Origin of the sequence: Metallosphaera javensis (ex Sakai et al. 2022) (assembly GCA_021654415.1) — an archaeon.
Taxonomy (GTDB): Archaea; Thermoproteota; Thermoprotei_A; order Sulfolobales; family Sulfolobaceae; genus Metallosphaera; species Metallosphaera javensis.
Map to the genome: position 1 here is coordinate 2,415,069 of AP024487.1, position 16,331 is coordinate 2,431,399.

Annotated in this window: 18 protein-coding genes and 1 tRNA gene; 9 read left to right on the plus strand and 10 right to left on the minus strand. The window is 51.6% G+C overall.

Translation table 11 applies throughout. The features are described from left to right. Positions 1–7: 7 nt before the first annotated feature. From QVC96_RS13555 to QVC96_RS13570, 4 genes are all read left to right on the plus strand, one after another. Entirely contained in the window at positions 8–1,450 is a 1,443-nt protein-coding gene (locus QVC96_RS13555; protein WP_287689546.1) for an aldehyde dehydrogenase family protein, read from the plus strand. 80 nt (positions 1,451–1,530) lie between these two features. Next, entirely contained in the window at positions 1,531–2,475 is a 945-nt protein-coding gene (hpaD, locus tag QVC96_RS13560; RefSeq protein ID WP_238025929.1) for a 3,4-dihydroxyphenylacetate 2,3-dioxygenase, read from the plus strand. Then, the gene (locus tag QVC96_RS13565; RefSeq protein ID WP_287689547.1) at positions 2,472–3,953 is read left to right on the plus strand and encodes a 4-hydroxyphenylacetate 3-hydroxylase family protein; all 1,482 of its coding nucleotides are present in this window, start codon (positions 2,472–2,474) and stop codon (positions 3,951–3,953) included. The genes hpaD and QVC96_RS13565 overlap by 4 nt, the downstream gene beginning before the upstream one ends. A 26-nt stretch (positions 3,954–3,979) precedes the next feature. Further along, positions 3,980–4,843: a fumarylacetoacetate hydrolase family protein gene (locus QVC96_RS13570; RefSeq protein ID WP_287689548.1), complete on the plus strand. Its 864-nt coding sequence runs from the start codon at positions 3,980–3,982 to the stop codon at positions 4,841–4,843. Here QVC96_RS13570 and QVC96_RS13575 read toward each other — a convergent pair. The 3 genes from QVC96_RS13575 to QVC96_RS13585 all read right to left on the minus strand — a co-directional run bounded on the left by QVC96_RS13575 (position 4,840) and on the right by QVC96_RS13585 (position 7,603). Continuing rightward, positions 4,840–5,877 (minus strand): AAA family ATPase, encoded by a 1,038-nt coding sequence (locus QVC96_RS13575; protein ID WP_287689549.1) that lies wholly within the window; start codon positions 5,875–5,877, stop codon positions 4,840–4,842. The genes QVC96_RS13570 and QVC96_RS13575 overlap by 4 nt on opposite strands. 299 nt (positions 5,878–6,176) lie before the next feature. After that, positions 6,177–6,908 (minus strand): SDR family NAD(P)-dependent oxidoreductase, encoded by a 732-nt coding sequence (locus tag QVC96_RS13580; protein ID WP_287689550.1) that lies wholly within the window; start codon positions 6,906–6,908, stop codon positions 6,177–6,179. A gap of 5 nt (positions 6,909–6,913) precedes the next feature. Then, complete coding sequence (locus QVC96_RS13585; protein ID WP_287689551.1) at positions 6,914–7,603, minus strand: TatD family hydrolase; 690 nt, start codon at positions 7,601–7,603, stop codon at positions 6,914–6,916. A gap of 87 nt (positions 7,604–7,690) precedes the next feature. Between QVC96_RS13585 and QVC96_RS13590 the strand changes: the two genes are divergently transcribed. Continuing rightward, complete coding sequence (locus QVC96_RS13590) at positions 7,691–8,776, plus strand: extracellular solute-binding protein (protein WP_287689552.1); 1,086 nt, start codon at positions 7,691–7,693, stop codon at positions 8,774–8,776. Next, positions 8,773–9,540 carry an ABC transporter permease gene (locus tag QVC96_RS13595; RefSeq protein ID WP_287689553.1) on the plus strand — a complete coding sequence of 256 codons (768 nt, stop codon included), beginning with the start codon at positions 8,773–8,775 and terminating at the stop codon, positions 9,538–9,540. The genes QVC96_RS13590 and QVC96_RS13595 overlap by 4 nt, the downstream gene beginning before the upstream one ends. Positions 9,541–9,752: 212 nt before the next feature. On the opposite strand, the gene QVC96_RS13600 is transcribed toward QVC96_RS13595, so the two are convergent. Further along, positions 9,753–9,848: transfer RNA gene (locus QVC96_RS13600), tRNA-Pro, on the minus strand. A 181-nt stretch (positions 9,849–10,029) separates the two neighbouring features. Between QVC96_RS13600 and QVC96_RS13605 the strand changes: the two genes are divergently transcribed. Beyond that, positions 10,030–10,236: a hypothetical protein gene (locus QVC96_RS13605; RefSeq protein WP_238025920.1), complete on the plus strand. Its 207-nt coding sequence runs from the start codon at positions 10,030–10,032 to the stop codon at positions 10,234–10,236. Here the strand turns inward: QVC96_RS13605 and QVC96_RS13610 are convergent. From QVC96_RS13610 to thpR, 3 genes are read right to left on the minus strand one after another with little or no spacing between them, the layout of a single operon-like run. After that, positions 10,223–10,813 (minus strand): serine/threonine protein kinase, encoded by a 591-nt coding sequence (locus QVC96_RS13610; protein ID WP_238026063.1) that lies wholly within the window; start codon positions 10,811–10,813, stop codon positions 10,223–10,225. The genes QVC96_RS13605 and QVC96_RS13610 overlap by 14 nt on opposite strands. After that, entirely contained in the window at positions 10,801–12,039 is a 1,239-nt protein-coding gene (gene cca, locus QVC96_RS13615) for a CCA tRNA nucleotidyltransferase (protein WP_287689554.1), read from the minus strand. The genes QVC96_RS13610 and cca overlap by 13 nt, the downstream gene beginning before the upstream one ends. Before the next feature lie 11 nt (positions 12,040–12,050). After that, positions 12,051–12,593: an RNA 2',3'-cyclic phosphodiesterase gene (gene thpR / locus QVC96_RS13620; protein ID WP_287689555.1), complete on the minus strand. Its 543-nt coding sequence runs from the start codon at positions 12,591–12,593 to the stop codon at positions 12,051–12,053. 39 nt (positions 12,594–12,632) lie between these two features. Here thpR and QVC96_RS13625 point away from each other — a divergent pair, with 39 nt between their 5' ends. Then, positions 12,633–13,160: an AAA family ATPase gene (locus tag QVC96_RS13625; RefSeq protein WP_287690518.1), complete on the plus strand. Its 528-nt coding sequence runs from the start codon at positions 12,633–12,635 to the stop codon at positions 13,158–13,160. Then, positions 13,157–13,588, plus strand: a complete 432-nt coding sequence (locus tag QVC96_RS13630) for an RNA-binding domain-containing protein (RefSeq protein WP_287689556.1) — start codon at positions 13,157–13,159, stop codon at positions 13,586–13,588. The genes QVC96_RS13625 and QVC96_RS13630 overlap by 4 nt, the downstream gene beginning before the upstream one ends. On the opposite strand, the gene rnz is transcribed toward QVC96_RS13630, so the two are convergent. Genes rnz through prs form a run of 3 tightly spaced genes read right to left on the minus strand, consistent with a single transcriptional unit; the run spans position 13,572 to position 16,291 of the window. Then, positions 13,572–14,447 (minus strand): ribonuclease Z, encoded by an 876-nt coding sequence (rnz, locus tag QVC96_RS13635; protein WP_287690520.1) that lies wholly within the window; start codon positions 14,445–14,447, stop codon positions 13,572–13,574. The genes QVC96_RS13630 and rnz overlap by 17 nt on opposite strands. Positions 14,448–14,507: 60 nt before the next feature. Further along, positions 14,508–15,422, minus strand: a complete 915-nt coding sequence (locus tag QVC96_RS13640) for a TRM11 family SAM-dependent methyltransferase (RefSeq protein ID WP_287689557.1) — start codon at positions 15,420–15,422, stop codon at positions 14,508–14,510. Continuing rightward, positions 15,419–16,291: a ribose-phosphate diphosphokinase gene (gene prs, locus QVC96_RS13645; protein WP_287689558.1), complete on the minus strand. Its 873-nt coding sequence runs from the start codon at positions 16,289–16,291 to the stop codon at positions 15,419–15,421. Before prs ends, QVC96_RS13640 begins: the two co-directional genes overlap by 4 nt. Positions 16,292–16,331: the final 40 nt, after the last annotated feature.

Here is a 16,331-nt window from a genome sequence, read left to right on the forward strand (position 1 = left end):
GATTTCCATGATTCCAATTATTCTAGGTGGAGAGAAGATAGTAACCCAGACCAAGGTAACTGTGATGGATCCGGGAAAGGGAAAGCCCCTTGAGGAGATCTCCGTAGCTGGAAGAGAGGAGACCAGACATGCCATAGAACTTGCTGATCAGGCCTTCGATCACTTCTCTAGACTTGCACTGAAGGACAGAACAAGAATCCTGGAGAGGGCTGCAGATATCATGGAGAGAAGGAGCGAAGAGCTGGCCAGAACCTTGACTGCAGAGTCCGGAAAACCCATAAGGGATGCCAGGGTCGAGGTTACCAGGGCAATTCACCTCTTCAGGTCTGCAGCACAGGAGGCCAGACTGGTTCTGGAGGGTACTACTTTCAGGGTGGATGGGTATGAGTATCCTCCCGGTAACGAGAAGAGAATGGTGATGTCCATAAGGGAACCACTTGGAGTGGTTGGGGCAATTCTTCCCTTCAATTTCCCGGCAAACAGTTTCGCCCACAAGGTGGCGCCTAACTTGGCTGTGGGAAACACAGTGGTTGTGAAACCCTCAACCTCAACCCCTATCACGGGTGTCCTGCTGGGCGAGATCCTGTATGACGCTGGACTTCCCAGGGGTGCGCTGAGCGTTCTTCCGGGCGGTGGAGATACCGTGGGGGCAGAGATAGTGGAGAACAGGAAGGTGAAAGGGATAACCTTTACCGGCTCAACCCCTGTGGGGACCTCCATTGCCTCTAAGGCAGTTACAACAGGGAAAAGGCTCATGATGGAGATGGGTGGATCTGATCCCATCATAGTGTTCAACGACGCCGATCTGGAGAGGGCATTATCCATCTCCGTCAGGGCCAGGTTTGAGTATGCCGGACAGAACTGCAATGCCGGGAAGAGAATCCTGGTTCAGGAAGGTATCTATGAGAAGTTTGTGAGAGAATATGTAAACAGGGTGAAGTCCTTGAGGGTTGGAGACCCCATGGATGAGAGTACCGAGGTGGGACCTGTAATCTCTGCGAACGTGGTCAAGGAGTTGGAGGACGCGGTGGTGGACTCCCAGAGAAAGGGAGGTTTGCTTCACAGGGGCTCGTCCGTAACTGGAGGTTATTATTTCGCTCCGACGGTGGTGGAGAACGCCAACTTGGAGATGGTGGTCATGAGAAGGGAGATCTTCGGTCCTGTGGCACCCATAGCCAAGTTCTCGGACTGGAAGGAGGCCGTGGAATTGGCAAACTCCACTGAGTACGGCCTTCAGGCTTCCATTTTCACCTCGGACCTGAAGATGGCACTGAAAATGAGCCGGGAAATTAGGGCTGGAGCCGTGATAATTAACGATAGCACCAGGTTGAGATGGGATTCCCTTCCCTTCGGAGGGGTTGGCCTTAGCGGAATAGGGAGCAGGGAAGGTGTGAGAAGTACCATGCTGGCCATGAGTGAGGAAAAGTTGATTTCCGTTGATCTTTCCTAGGCATGGAGATGGGTGGTTGAAGGAGGTTGCTGAAACCCCTTTCATCTCGGGTTTAAGAAAATTGTCTCCACTTTTCACATATGCTTGACATATTACGCGTCTCCCATGTGGTTTACAGGGTCACAGATCTGGAGAGGGCCCTCTTTTTCTACAGGGATCTTCTGGGCTTTGTGGAAACGGAGAGGAACGGGGACGAGGCCTATTTACGTGGTGTTGAGGAGGGGCAACATCACAGTCTCGTTTTAAGGAAAGCCGATTCCCCCGGTCTCTCATACGCCTCCCTGAGGGTGAGGAAGGCGGAGGTCCTGGACCAGGCCAGGGAGAAATTTGATGAGATGGGCATAAGGTATAGGAGAATGAAGGAGAAGGGTGTGGAGGACGCTCTTCTCTTTGAGGATCCACAGGGTCTGCCCATTCTCCTTTATCACGACATGGAATACGTGGGGGATAAGAGGCTCAAATTCCACGAGTATAGGGGAGTAACCCCTGTTAGAATAGATCACATTAACTTCATGGTAAAGGACCTTGAGGCAGAGGTTGAGTTCTACACCAAGGTTTTTGGATTCACCGAGACCGAAACCTTCCTGGATAAGGAGGGGAGAAAGATGGTTTCATGGATGACTAAGATTGGTCATTCTCACGAGATTGCCATTGCCAGAAGCTCCAGGAATGTTCCGGGATTCCATCACGCAACGTTCTACGTTCACGATGTGAGGGACATCATAAGGGCTGCGGATTTGGTCTCCTCTGCTCAACTCTGGGACAGCCTGGAGAGGGGACCAGGGAGGCACGGAGTAACTCAAGGGTTTTACGTTTATCTGAGGGATCAGGACAGGAACAGGATAGAGTTCTTTACGGGGGACTATTTCGTCCTTGATCCCGATAAGTGGAAGCCCATTGCCTGGACCTGGGATCAGTTAAGGTATAGGTCAGATTTCTGGGGGAGGGAAGTACCAGAGTCCTGGCTCAAGGAATGGGTTCCCGTGGAGGACATCACGGGTAAGTTACGGGGGTGGAATAATTGATCCGTAAGGGAGTAGATTTCATAAAAAGCATGAAGGAAGGACATCACGGAGAGATATACTATAACGGGGAGAAAGTGAGGGATGTAACGGAACATCCCGCATTCAAGACAGCCATACGCACAGTTTCCGACTACTATGACCTTCACTGGAAGGATGAGTACAAGGAGTACCTAAGGGTATACAACCCGGACGTAGGAGAGGAGACCAGCATAACCTTCTTCAGGCCAAGGAATAAGGAGGAGTTGAGACAGCTAAGGATGGGAATAAGCAAGATCTACGACTTCTACAGGGGGTTCTTCGGCAGAAGTCCCGATTACCTAAACGTGTGGACCATGCTGTTCTACGCCCACGCTGACGACTACTTCGGGAAAGTCTTTGGAAGCAAGATGATGGAGAACGTGATAGAGATATACAGGGAGGCAGCGAAACAGGACCTCTTCTATACCCACGCCATCGTTGCGCCAATGTATGACAGATCCAGACCTCCATCTCAATGGGAGGACCCCTACATACAGGTGGGCGTGGTCAACGAGACCACGGAGGGACTGGTTGTGAGAGGAGCCGCCCTCCTGTCCACTGCGGGCCCCTACTCTGAAAGGCTGTGGTATTTACCAAACGTGAAGAGGGATACGGACTCCAGATACGCTGTGTTCTTCTCCCTTCCCACGGAAAGCAAAGGGGTAAAGTTCATCTCGAGGAGGGGGTTCCATCCCAAGGAGGAGTTCGGAGAGTTTGAGTACCCTATCACCTCCAGATATGAGGAACCTGACGCCATAATGGTGCTGGACAACGTTCTGATACCTTGGGACAGGATTATCTTCTACAGGAAGCCTGAGGAGATTGAGGGATTCATGTGGCACACGGTGAACCTGAGAGGATGGTTCAACTGGCACTTCGTGATACAGCACTACTCTAGGACAAAGTTCCTGGCAGGTCTGGCCATAGCCATCGCTGAGGCCGTGGGTATCAACAATTTCATCAATGTCCAGGAGAAGCTGGGCGAGATCCTGATTTACCTGGCGATGTACGAGGCTGGAATGGTTGCGTCGGAGGAGCTTGGTGAGCAGTTGCCTGGTGTGTATAGACCTAATCCACAGATAGCCATAGCCATAAGCTCCATGGGAATGAAGGCCCTACCCAGGATAAATGAGATCCTGAGGTCCATAAGTGCAGGATCCTCCATCCCTGTTCCCGCAGGGATAAGGGACTTTGAGAATCCAGAGGAGAGGGCCCTTCTGGACAAGTATCTGGCCTCCAAGGGTCTACCAGCCCTGGAGAGGGCGAAGCTATTCAACATTCTCTGGGATACCATAGGTTCCGAGACAGGGATGAGGTATGAACAGTACGACAGGTTCAGCAGAGGCGATCCCACGATCAGGTGGGCCCAGATGTACACCGAGGTTTACAGGGATAGAAAACACGAGTTCGTGAAGATGGTTAGGGACATAATGGATCAGATGCCAAACCCCAAAGCATAATTTTTTACACAGCCTTAGTGGTTGAGATGAAGTTAGTTTCATTCATCTGGAGAGGGGAGACAGGGACAGGCTACCTGAAGGGAGACTCCATCGTGATTACGCAGGGCCTGGGGGGAAGGGAAACAGGGGAAGAGGTAAAGATCGATCAGGTTAAGTTAACTGCCCCTTTAATCCCATCAGCCATATTCTGCACCCTGGTTAATTCCCCCAGGATGCTGGGAGTGGAGGATAAGAGGGAAGCTAGGGAAATGCTGGGATCTCCCAAGTTTTTCCTGAAACTCCCACAGCTGGTTATAGGTCCTGGAGACGTGATACTTGCCCCCCAATCTGGCGTGAGGCCTGAGGTTGAGATAGGGGTCATCGTGAGCAAGCCCCTGAAGATGGCCAGCAGAGAGGAAGCGAGAAACGCCATCCTGGGCTACACGGTGTTCAACGACGTTACCGCACCAGGGGAAATGAAGGAGGACATGTACTATGCGTACAGGAGGGATCCCATGGATGGAAAGGTGAAAAAAATGGCGGTGAGAGGATCTCACTTCAGGAACAAGAACAGGGATACCTTCGCCCCCATGGGACCGTGGATAGTTACAGCTGACGAGTTAGGTGACATCACCGGATTGACCATGAGAAGCATTTACGGCGACGTGGTGGTGCAGGAAGGTAAAAGCGACGAGCTCATTTACGGTGTGGAAGACCTTCTGGTGGAGGTGTCCAAGGTTCTCACGGTCCCCAGGCTCAGTCTTATCTCCACCGGCACCATTGGTTATAGGGGGGCAGAGGAGGCTTCCGAATACAAGTTTCAGGCCTTGGAGGCCAACTTGGTCGTGGAAGTGGAGAAGATAGGAAAGCTGGAGAACCCGGTGAAGGTGGAACGACACCACCAGAGCTAACACCTGAATTCCACTTCCCTTAACACGGGATCCTCTATCCTGTACTCCTCCGAGGATTTAACCACGAAGTTATACTTCACCAAGTTCTGCAGGGCACTGGAAAACTCCTTATCGTCTATTCTCCCCAACGCTATTTCAACGCCCCTCTTTATCTCCTTCCACCTGCTCACCACCTTCAGTACGTTCATGATCTCGCAGTACAGCTTCCTGTTTCCCTTCCTTGATAGAAAGTGATTGAACTCGTCCCTCATGATTTTCTTAGCTTCTTCCAAAGTTCCTCTCAAGGAGGTGTAGTAGTCCAGTCTTCGCAAAGCGAAAAAATTTCCAAAAAGCGTAAGCCAGCCCACCACTCCATCCAGCACGTCTATCACCTCAAACCGGTCAAAGTTCACTCCTGCCTCCTTCATTCCCCTTTCTAGAAAACTCCTTGATTCTTCCCTAGTGAAGGGTTTCAGCCTAATTTCCACTGGAGGTCTGCCGTGAAGAGGGGAGTTGGAGGGAGGATTCAGTAACGTCTCCACAACACCTACGTAAGATCCAGAAAATAGAAAGTGCACCCTCGGATTACTGGAGAAAACGTTACCCAGCACCTCAAGGAACTGTCTAGACACGGGATACAGCTCCTGAACCTCGTCTAGGCCAATTACTATTTCCTCAGCAGAGTTTAGTAACTCCACAAGGCTATTCACAACCTTGCTTCCCCTCCTCACCTCGATTCCGGCGGACGTTATGACTAGGTTCACGTTCACGTGAAAATTCCATTCAATCTTGTCCCTATTTATTTCCGTCAGGAGATGGGAAAGAAGCGAGTTCAGGCTCGTGATCCCTCTAAGATTGAGGTATATCCCAGGTATTTTCCTTCTCCTCCGCATTTCGTTTATTACGACTTTCATGGTGGAGGTTTTTCCAATCTCTCTCTGTCCACTCAAAATTACCCAATTCCCGTAAAGTAGCTGGGAAAGCATGTACTCCACATCCTTTTCCCTCCCCGCAAGCTCCTCAAGTTTCTCCTTGGGATGAAGATCAAATATCAACTGTAGTTACACCAGTAACTGGTGATACACCAGTTAAAACTTTAAACTTTACGAAGCAGTGGAGAAATTTGCGTTACTATCTAGATTGAGTGAAAGTGTCTGACGGGCCCTGATAACTGGGATCCATATGGTTAAGTTCCACTGTAGGTCAAAGCGTCCTAGACGTGAGAAGGTAAAAGAATTGGGCCTAGCTGGTTTGTTGTGTATTTCACGTTTAAGGCTCCTTAAATACGCAGTATGAGGTAGCCCCGAAAGAAAGTCCTTGGGCTGGGCAAGAACATTTGCCATGGATGAGGTAACTAAACGGCCAACCTGTCCACCAGCCTGTAGGTTAATTCCTGCATTACGTTGGCTAGCTTGAGGAAGTAGGGGTCTAACCTGAGCTTTGAGGGAACGTAGATCTCCCTTTTCCCTGTCCTTATCCCCTTCAGTATCGCCCTGGCCACCTTCTCAGGCTCTACGGCATACTTGGGGGTTATCTCGCGCCCCTTGAAGGATGGGTGAGATGAGAAGTTGGTCTTTACGGGGCCCGGGTAGACCCCAGATACCTTCACCCCGTACTTTCTTGCTTCAACCCACAGACCGTTAGTGAAACTTGCCAGCCCAGCCTTTGTTGCGGAGTACACTAGGAGAACCGGGGAGTTAACGTATGCTGCCTCCGATACCACGTTCACGATGGAACCAGATCTCCTCTTTACCATGATGGGGTAGACGCTCTTGGTGACGTAGATTGGTCCAAGGAAATTCGTCTTCACCATGTACTCCTCTTCCTCCAGCGATGTCTCCAGAAAGGATCCGTAAATACCAAAGCCTGCGTTATTCACCACCGCATCTATTTCCCCTATTTCATTTCTCACCTTCGAGATGAGTGACTCAACCTCTCCCCTGTTTGATACGTCCAGTCTGAATCTGTAATCGCCAACCTCGGGTTCCGTTCTGGACGTGGCCACAACCCTATATCCTTCCCTCATGAGGAGTTCTACCGTGGCCTTACCTATTCCCTTGGAGGCTCCGGTAACTAGCGCAAGCATGGGATTCACTTTCGGGAGAGGATATTAGAACTTGTTCCAAATGCTCTGTTGAAATTTCTCTCCACCACCCTCTCAACCTCCTCCTCATCCATCCCCTTTCTCTTGGAAATGAACAGTAATGCATCTCTCACCATGGTGGGTTCAAGAAGCTTGCCCCTGTACACGTAACCTCCATCGCTTTCAGTGAGGATAATTTCCACGGGAGCAACGTCCACTATTCGCTGATGCTTCTCCTGAAAGGTCACCGACGGATTGATGGTTATGAAATAGCCTGCTCCCTCAATGTCCTTGAGCAGGTCATGGGGACCGGTGTACCAGTGAAATATCGCCCTCCTCACCCCATGTTTTAGGGCGAGATTGAAGGCATCCTCCCAGGCATCCAGGGCGTGTATGTTCACTGTCTTGTCGGGGACTAGAAATTCCTCAAAGTACTTGATCTGAACCTCCTTACTCGCTTTGGACAGCCTGTAATCCAGTCCTACCTCCCCCACGAAGTCTGCCCTATCCACGAGTTCCTTCACCCTTTCCAGCTCACCGTTGCCAGCGTTCCAGGGATGAATGCCAACCCCTCTCAGAATCCTTCCCCTCATGTTCAGCGTTTTCAAGGAGGTGTTGAGGTCCATGGACACAGCCGCCACAATCACGTCATATTCCTTCTCCAGCTCGGAGCAGTGACAGTGGGCATCGTAGAGCATGGGATTTACTGGGTTTTAACCATTTAATCTTAATATGTAAGTTGGAAAATATTTATATATAGCAATATCTTACTTATCTCGATAGCCTTGAACAAGGGTTTAGTTATTGGCATAGTAGTTTTGGTAATAATTGTAGTTGGTGTTTTAGCCTATGTGGAGATTGGGATGCCCAAGCACGTGACTACCCCAACCACCAATACGAGTACCACGAGTACCACCACAACGTCCACCAAGACTCCCCTCTACATATGGGTGGCTGACGCGTACACAGCGGAAGCCCAGTTCCTGGGCTCTTCCTTCCAGAACGCTACCGGAATAACTGTGCCCACTCCCAAGGGAGGAGGATCCTTCGGCCTCGCCAGGGAGATAGCCTCTGAGGGACCTAACGCACAGGTTAGCGTCTTCCTTCCAGTGGCCCTGTCCGCGGCATCGCCCTCATATCTAGGAAATTACTCGTCTGGGTGGGCCATAGCCTTCGTTGCAGATCAGTTAACCATAGCCTACACCAACACCAGTATCAATAACCCATATGCACAGCAGGCACTTAACTATGCCAAGGAGGCTGAGGCGGGGAATACCTCAGCGTGGTACGACTTCTTCCAGGTTTTGAGCAGCGGTAAGGTTAAGGTTGGCATATCAAACCCCAACACGGACCCTGCGGGCTTCAGGGCCTGGATAACCCTGGAGTTAGCTGGATACGAGTACGCCAACAACACCTTCCTGTTCTATAACGAGATGTTGAGCAACAAGGGTAACGTGACGGCATCCAACGCTGCGGAGCTTGTGTCACCCCTGGAGGCAGGACAGATAAACTTCCTCTTCATTTACAAGTCTGCTGCAATAGCCAAGGGACTGGAGTATATACAACTGCCCAACCAGATTAACCAGGGAGATCCGAGCTACTCAAGTTTATACTCCAAGTTCGAGTACAATCTGTCCACCGGTCCAGTTCACGGCTCTCCAATTTACCTCTTCATAACGGTTCCCAAGAACGCCAATAATCAGGAGGAGGCTCTTCAGTTCGTCACGTACGTAATAGAGAATTCCCAGTCCCTAAGCAAGTTCGGGTTGCTCCCCCTGTCACCGGCCATCCTCTTCAACTCCACAGCCGTCCCTCCCCAGATAGCCTCTTTACTCTCTCAGGGTAAACTGGTTGAAGGAGGTACGCTTTGAACTGGATAAAGGTAATTTCAATTTTTTCTGCACTTCTTCTTTCGGTTCCCGTCCTCTATATCCTGGTGGAGGGATTCGCAATCAGATCACCCCAGGCGTTCTCCTCCTCCTTCCTGGAGGGAGTGGAACTCTCCTTGCTCTCCTCCGTCACCGCCGCGGTCATAGACGTGATTGTCTTCACTCCACTGGCATACTATCTGTCCAGAGGGAGGGATCCGGTGGTGGACACGCTGGCTGATGTCCCAGCTTCAATTCCCCATCCCATAGTGGGAGTTGCCCTAGTGTTTCTGGACGCCAGCTACTCTCCTGTGGGCAGGTTCCTCCAATCTCTCGGGATAAACTTCTTTGATACCTTTCAGGGATTGGTGGCTGCTCTCGTCATAGTCTCGGCGCCCATCTACGTCAGGGGAATGAGATCCTACTTTGACGCCCTGCCCAGATCCTACGAAAACTACGCCATGAGCCTGGGGGCAGGGCCTCTCAGAACCTTCGCATACGTGGTTCTGCCCGAGTCTCTCAGGGGAGTTGTACTATCTGCCCTGACCAGCATGTCTAGAGCGTTAAGCGAGTTTGGCTCCATAGCCATTATTGCCTATTATGTTCTGGGTCAGCCCTTCAACGGAGTCTCGCCGGCCTCAATACAGATCTATAACTACTATGGCTACTACGGGCCACAGGTAGCCATCTCGGCCTCCGCCGTGATGATCCTGGCCGGGCTGGTTCTGCTCGTGGTTATAAAGATTCTAGGGTTGAGGTTGAGGTGATTACGTTATCTAGATGTGCACGTGTCTCACTTTGATATTCTTCAAGTCTGGGATCACTCACAGTTTTATATCTCAAAAACTTTGAAACCCTTTCCCTTCAGTGTGAAATGCAGGCGACTCTTCCCTAAGTCTAGAAAGTAAAACGTCCACCTCTACGTAACGCGGAGAAAGTCTAAAATCCTCACCTGAGTATGGAATAACAATTCTAAAGGTGGGGCCGCCGGGATTTGAACCCGGGACCACCAGCGCTCTGGTGGTTAGGGAGTTATCCCCAGGCTGGCATCCTAGCCAAGCTAGACTACGGCCCCCAACTTATCTGCGACTTGCCACGCTTATAAATCAATCTCCTAGTAATACCCAAAACTTTCAATCGACTCTCTCTGTGTATTCTACGGTAATGATAGATTGAAATAAGGAACTTTCCCCCCGGTATCACGTGCCCATACTTTAAGAACATTAACAAATATAGAGAGGGATAGGTGGAAAATTTTGGCAGTAGTTTACAAGTGCAGGGGGTGCAATCATGTTCTTTATAGTTTCGAAAAGGTAGGACAAGACTTTTACGGGGTGAGAACTCCGTCTGAGATAAGCTCAATTTATGGAGGGAAATGCCCCAAGTGTGGGAAAAGGCTGGGCTCTCCATCGGTGGATGACGTTCAGATCAAACTGAGAGAGAAGAGATCTAGATCCTTTTGAGGACCTCATCCAGTTCAATTTCACCCTTCTTGTACGCCCTCGCAAGTTCATGGAGTCCGAAGGCGTTCAGGATCTTGTTCACGTTGAACGCTCTCTCCTTAACGGAGACCGAGTCGTAGTCAAGGATGTAGGTTCTGCTCTCCGTTACGATCACGTTTTTCCAGGGATGAACCAGTTCCCTATGTTCCAGGTTGACCCTCTCCAGGTACCAGGCCCTCATCAGAAGGTCAACCATGACATCCCTGCTCTCCACATAATCCAGATGTCTCCCGCGGACGTACTCCATGAGGATGAAGTTCCTTCCGAACTTCACCACCCTGGGAGCTGATTTCTCTGCCCTCATCTGCAGTCTCGCCTCAAGTTCCAGGCTCTCCTTCGGGGAATCAGTCCTCCTGATCTTCAGGGCCAGGCCATCCTCGGTGAGAACCACGACTCCGGTCTTTCCCTTGCCCAGAACCCTGTATCTCCCCAGGGTCGTTCCCCCGAAGGAGTAGGCCCTTGTTATTCCTGAGGAGACCAGTTCTTCCTCAATCTCGGGGGAATAGGAAGGAAACACAAACTTACCTATTTCAACCAGAGTGGCCTTTTCCTTAAGAAAGCTCTCGTGCAATCGTCACTGGCCTCCGTGAGTCTATACTGTCTTACCGAGTACTTATACTTGAGAGATATGGAGTTGAGAATTATCCTCTCGGGATCAATCTCCTTCCTCTTCCTCAGGGCGTAGAGTCTACCATCATCTCCCACCCAGACGTGCCTGTTGGAAAGGAGAAACTCGGCGGAACTCTCCAGGTAAAAGGGAGGTCCCTGTCCCAGGTAGTAGTCGCCTATGCTCGTGGACTCCAACTGTACCATGAGCCTGACCTTTTCATCCTGACACCACCCCACATCCACGACCCTGAAACCCGCGCTGGTGAGGGCGCTCTTCATCTTCTCCACGCTCTTCCTTATCTGTCCCCAGAGGACGTCATCAACGTAGGGCTCCGTGAGCTGGAGCTCCGTGACCAGAACCTCCCCTAGAACCTGCTGATCCCCTGGAGGGGGTGGATAGAAGAAGTCCAGCGAGGGAGCATGGAGGAAGGCTCTGGAGGCTATGGTCATCGTGGCTAAACTTCTCAGGGACACTGCGGCAGCGGCGTTCCTCTTGGGATCAACGGGGTCCGGGATAATCAAGGGTGAATCAAACTTCCTGGTCTCCTTTTCCAGCACTATCTCGGTGCCAGGCTTCCACGCGGAGGCACCCCTCATTACGTCTAGGAAAGAACCGTAATATATGACAAGTAGCTCGGCAACATATCCCGAGAAGCCCATAACTTTGATTTCAGCCCCATAAACCCCGATCCCCTTGAGGAACCTCTTCAAGAGCCTCACCTGGTCCCTTCCCTCCTCGCTCAGTCTGCTGGTCACGTACCTGGTGTGAAAGGGAGTTCTGTCCACTGCAGTGATGGCCTGATCACCGCTCTCCACTCGAAGGGCAGGAACCACGTCCACCTCTACCCCATCCACTTCCACAATGACGTAAGGATGCTCAGCGTAGGCCAGTCTGGTTCTCAGCCCTTGAAGCCTCTCCAGGATTTCCCTCAAAGCTTCCTTAGCTAGATACTCCTTCCCGACGCTCTTGGGGTAGAACACGAAGAGATCCACGTCAGTGTCTCCCTTTAACCACGTCCCCTTTCTGAAGGAACCGTGAACCTCAGCGTCCAGATCCTTGAGTCTCGACAGCACCAGGTTAACTGCATTCTGAATTTGATTGGCGTCCTCTGGTCCTGGCTTCACCCTCCTTAGGACTTCCTCCAGTATCTCCAAGATCGATCCCGTCAAGCCGTGTTTTTATGAAGAGGTTCGTAAATAGGTCCCCTGGGGGTTAAGGTACTCTTGAACAGAACTATCTCCTTGACTTCCTGTTCACCGAACTGTCTGTCGGACATCTCCTCCACGAGCTTGGCTAGCTCCAGTACTCCTCTGGGTCCCTTCACTCTTCCCAGGGTTAGGTGGGGAACGAACTGTTCCTCCTCCACCCTAATTCTCTTGGAAGTTAGAGACTTCACCAGTGACGTCCTGATCCTTTTGAGCTCATTGAACCCCTCGGTTATCCCCACCCATACCACTCTTGGTCTGGACACGCTTGGAAAGGCTCCCAATCCCCTGAACGCAACCCTAAAGGCGGTGAACTTAACCTCATCCAGACTCTCCTTCACCAGGTCGACCCTGTCCTCTCCCACCTCTCCCAGGAATGCCAAGGTAATGTGAACGTTTTGAGGTTCAACCAGCTTAACGTCTGCCCCTGTCCTCTCCACCATACCAAGAGCTTCCCTCAGCCAGGGCTCATCGTAAACGGGAATCCCTATAAATAGCCTCACGTTTTTTAACCCCTCAATCCTAAGGAAAGGTGGTCTCCAATTAAAGTCCTTCTAATCACAGGCATGCCCGGTTCTGGAAAGTCCCTCCTTTCCTCCATACTCAAGGAAAAGGGTTACGCGGTGATAGTGATGGGGGACTCTGTGAGGAAGAGGTTCGAGAAGGAGGCGAGACACGGGGAGAGGCTCATGGAGTACGCGAAGAGGTTAAGGGAGATTTATGGAGAGGGGATAGTTGCTAGGTTAAGTATAGAGGAGCTGAAGGGAAGGGAGGAAAAGGTTGTGTTTGACGGTGTGAGGAATCTGGCCGAGGTTGAGGAGTTCACTAGACTTGGAAACCCCGTGATCGTGGCGGTTCACTCCCCGCCTGCGCTCAGGTATGAAAGGTTAAAGAGGAGGATGAGAGCTGACGACTCCTTGAGGGAAGAGGACTTGAGGAGAAGAGACCTGGAGGAGATAGCGCTGGGTGTCGGTGGAGTTATAGCGTTGGCGGATGTAATGATAGTGAACGATTCCACGGAAGAGGAATTCAGGAGGAGAGCACTGGAAGCTCTGGGGAAGATATCTTGACCAGGATAGTGGTCACAGCGGAGATCAGACCGTCGGAGGATGAGGATAAGGTTAAGGTGGCTGTGGCGAACTTCTTCTCCTTCAAGACCAGCAGGGTTGAGGAAGGGAAATACAGACTGTTTGTTGCCGAGTCGGATACCTTGTCAAGTTTATCAAAGTTTCACAGGGTTCTGAGGGAGGAGAGGATACTGGACGCTGCCCGTAAATACCTGAGGAGGGGAGTGGAGGGTGACAGGTTGCAGTTCATGATTCACAAGCAGGCAGCATATGTTGGAAAGATCACCTTTGTGGATAGCGAGAGTGAGTCGCCCCTGGGCCCCATAACATACACCGTGTTTCACAGGGATTTGGAGGCAGTAGTGGACTGGCTGGCTCCCAGGACCTCAAGGGGAAGACCTCTCTGGGATAATCCTATGCCCGAAGACTGAGGAAAGAGAGATCGTCCGGGATAAAGGACATGGGGAAAATCCTCCTGGCCTGCTTCAGCATCTCTGAGGTGTCTCTATACCTGGAACTTATGTGAATGAGGCCCAGTCTCTTCACCCCCGCTTCCCTAGCCACAGTGGCAGCCTGGGTCGAGGTTGAGTGCCCATATTCCGAGGCATCAACTCCATGCTCGAAGGTGGAATCGTGAAGGAGAAGGTCCACTCCCTTGACTGAGTTGATCACGCTTTCGCAGGGCCTGGTATCACCCGTGTAGCCTATCCTGATCCCTCTCTTCACGACTAGATAGTCCTCAGGCTTTAGAACTCTGCCCTCCCACGCAACCTCCTTCCCCTCCTTAAGCGCCCTCATCACCCTCCAGTCGTTTACACCCTCCCTTCTCAACCTCTCTGCGTCAAGGTTTGCAGTGTCCTTCTCCTCCACCAGGTAACCCTGGGAGGGAACCACGTGGCAGGTCTTAAATGGTCTCACGGTAATACTTGGGCTCTCGTAACTGGAGACGAACTCTATGGGGAAACTGGGCGCGAAGTATGTCCTCTCAAAGGTTTCATTGAGGAGGTCCCTGAGTCCCTCAGGTCCCAGGATATACAGTTTCTCCCTCCTGTCATACATACCCATGGTCTGGATGAGTGAGGGTAAACCCAGCACGTGGTCAGCGTGCAGGTGGGTTATGGCGATCACGTTCACGTTCATTATATTCAGGGAGTTCCTTATCATGGTAATCTGCGTCCCCTCACCGCAGTCCATGAGTACGGAGAAACCATCCCTCCTCACCAGGTAAGCGGGAAGACCTCTCTTGGATGGTGCTCCCCCACCTGTCCCGATAAAGTAAACCCTCATCATACCCTTAAGCTCCACGAACATGAAGACCTAACGGGTAAAAAGGTTGAGGAGAAGGCCGTCCTACCTCTCCACCACGTATATGGCCCTGGACAGGCTCTTGTGCTGATAAAGGAAGTGAGTGTACATGGGTCTAAGCCCGGCAGACCTTATGACATCTCTCCAGTCCACGCTGGAATCGGTGGCGAAGACCAGTCTTCCCTCCAGCAGTTCAGCAATCTCCGAGAGGAAACCCTGATACAGTTCCACCAGTTTCATCCCCTTCGCGTTACTGGACCTGCCGTATGGAGGATCAGTAACCACGGAGAACCTTCCGGAATAGGGAAGGGCTGTGGCCGATCCCTGGATCAGGTCACAGGAGTAACCGAAATACTCCAGGTTAACCTTAGCCTTGCTCAACATCTTCAGGTCCACGTCGAGTCCCACTGCCCTGTATCCCAGCCATTCAGCCTCAATGAGGATCGAACCAAGTCCCGTGAAGGGATCCAGAACCCTCCTGGGCCTAGCTAAGTTCACCATGAGCCTGGAGGTGTAGGGATCCATGGTTCCTGACTGGGAGAAGGGCTTCCTCGAGTGCTCAATCAAGCTTTTGCTGTCCCTCTCCTCCTCCCTGATTCCTGCCAGGAGGACACCATCCGTGAAGATGAGGTCAAGTTTTTGACATGACCTGGAGGTCTTAACGCCCTGGATGGACTCCAGGTAAAGGACACGAAACCTCTCCTTCTCCCTTCCCAGTATGACGTCAGGATAGACTGAGAAGCAATTTCCCCTCAGCCTTTCGTTTATCTCCCGGGGATCGTGGGATATTACCAGTACCTCTCCCACGACCTTTATTGTGGATGAACGCCTCGCAACTCCCTTCGTGTCGCCCTCGTAGAGTCCAACTCCCGTAAGGAAGTGGACCTCATCTCCAACAAGTGCCCTGAGTTCGGCCATGGAGGCGAAGACTTCGTCGTTGCTTAGCTTAGCGTATTTCATAACCTCACGGCGATTTGATCGGATATGTCCACCAGGCTAACCCTTTCACCTGGAACTACCGTGTTAACCCCCATAATTTCTCTGATCCCGGCCTCCTTTAACCTGGCGTATGCCCCGTTCACCAGGAGGAGATGGACACCCACTGCGCTCACGCTCTCCGCCCCCAGAGACTGCGCTATCTTGCTGGCCTCAACCAGCGTGCCACCTGTGCTGATTATGTCGTCCACAAGCACCACGTCGTAACCCTTGAGGGAGCCCAGGTTACCGGATCTAACTCTGATCTCCCCCGTGTGTCTATCCCTCTCCTTTTCCAGGAACGAGAACCTGCACCCCAGTTCCCTGGCCAGCCTTTCGGCCCTTCCCATGGCCCCCCTGTCAGGCCCCAGCACGAAGGGATTTTTAACGAACTTCTTCACTTCCCTGGCCAGGGAGGGGATGGGATCCACAACCTTCACCTCTCCCTCGAAATAGGCGAGAGATTCCTGATGATGGGGCTCCACTGTGACCAACGTTGACACCCCTAGGGAACGAAGCAGGTTGAGCACTGTCTTTATGCTTATTGCCTCCCCATCCAGGAATCTTCTGTCCTGCCTCGAGTAGGCAATGTAGGGAACCACTGCAGTTATCCTTGACGCGCCTATATCCCTCAGGGCCTCTACCATCAGGAAGAGCTCCATGAGGTTCTTGTCCTGGGGCGGCTGGGTTGTCTGCACCAGGACCACGTCCTCACCGGAAAGCGAGGAGGGGATCCTAACGTAGGACTCTCCATCAGGGAAAACCTTGTGTTCAACCTTGACCAGCCTGGCTCCCAGTAACTTGGACAGCCTCTCGTCAATTCCGTTGGTCGCAGTACCTCCTACAATGATCATTGTATTGAATGTAAGGGTGAAGTTTTAAAGGTTAAGCGAA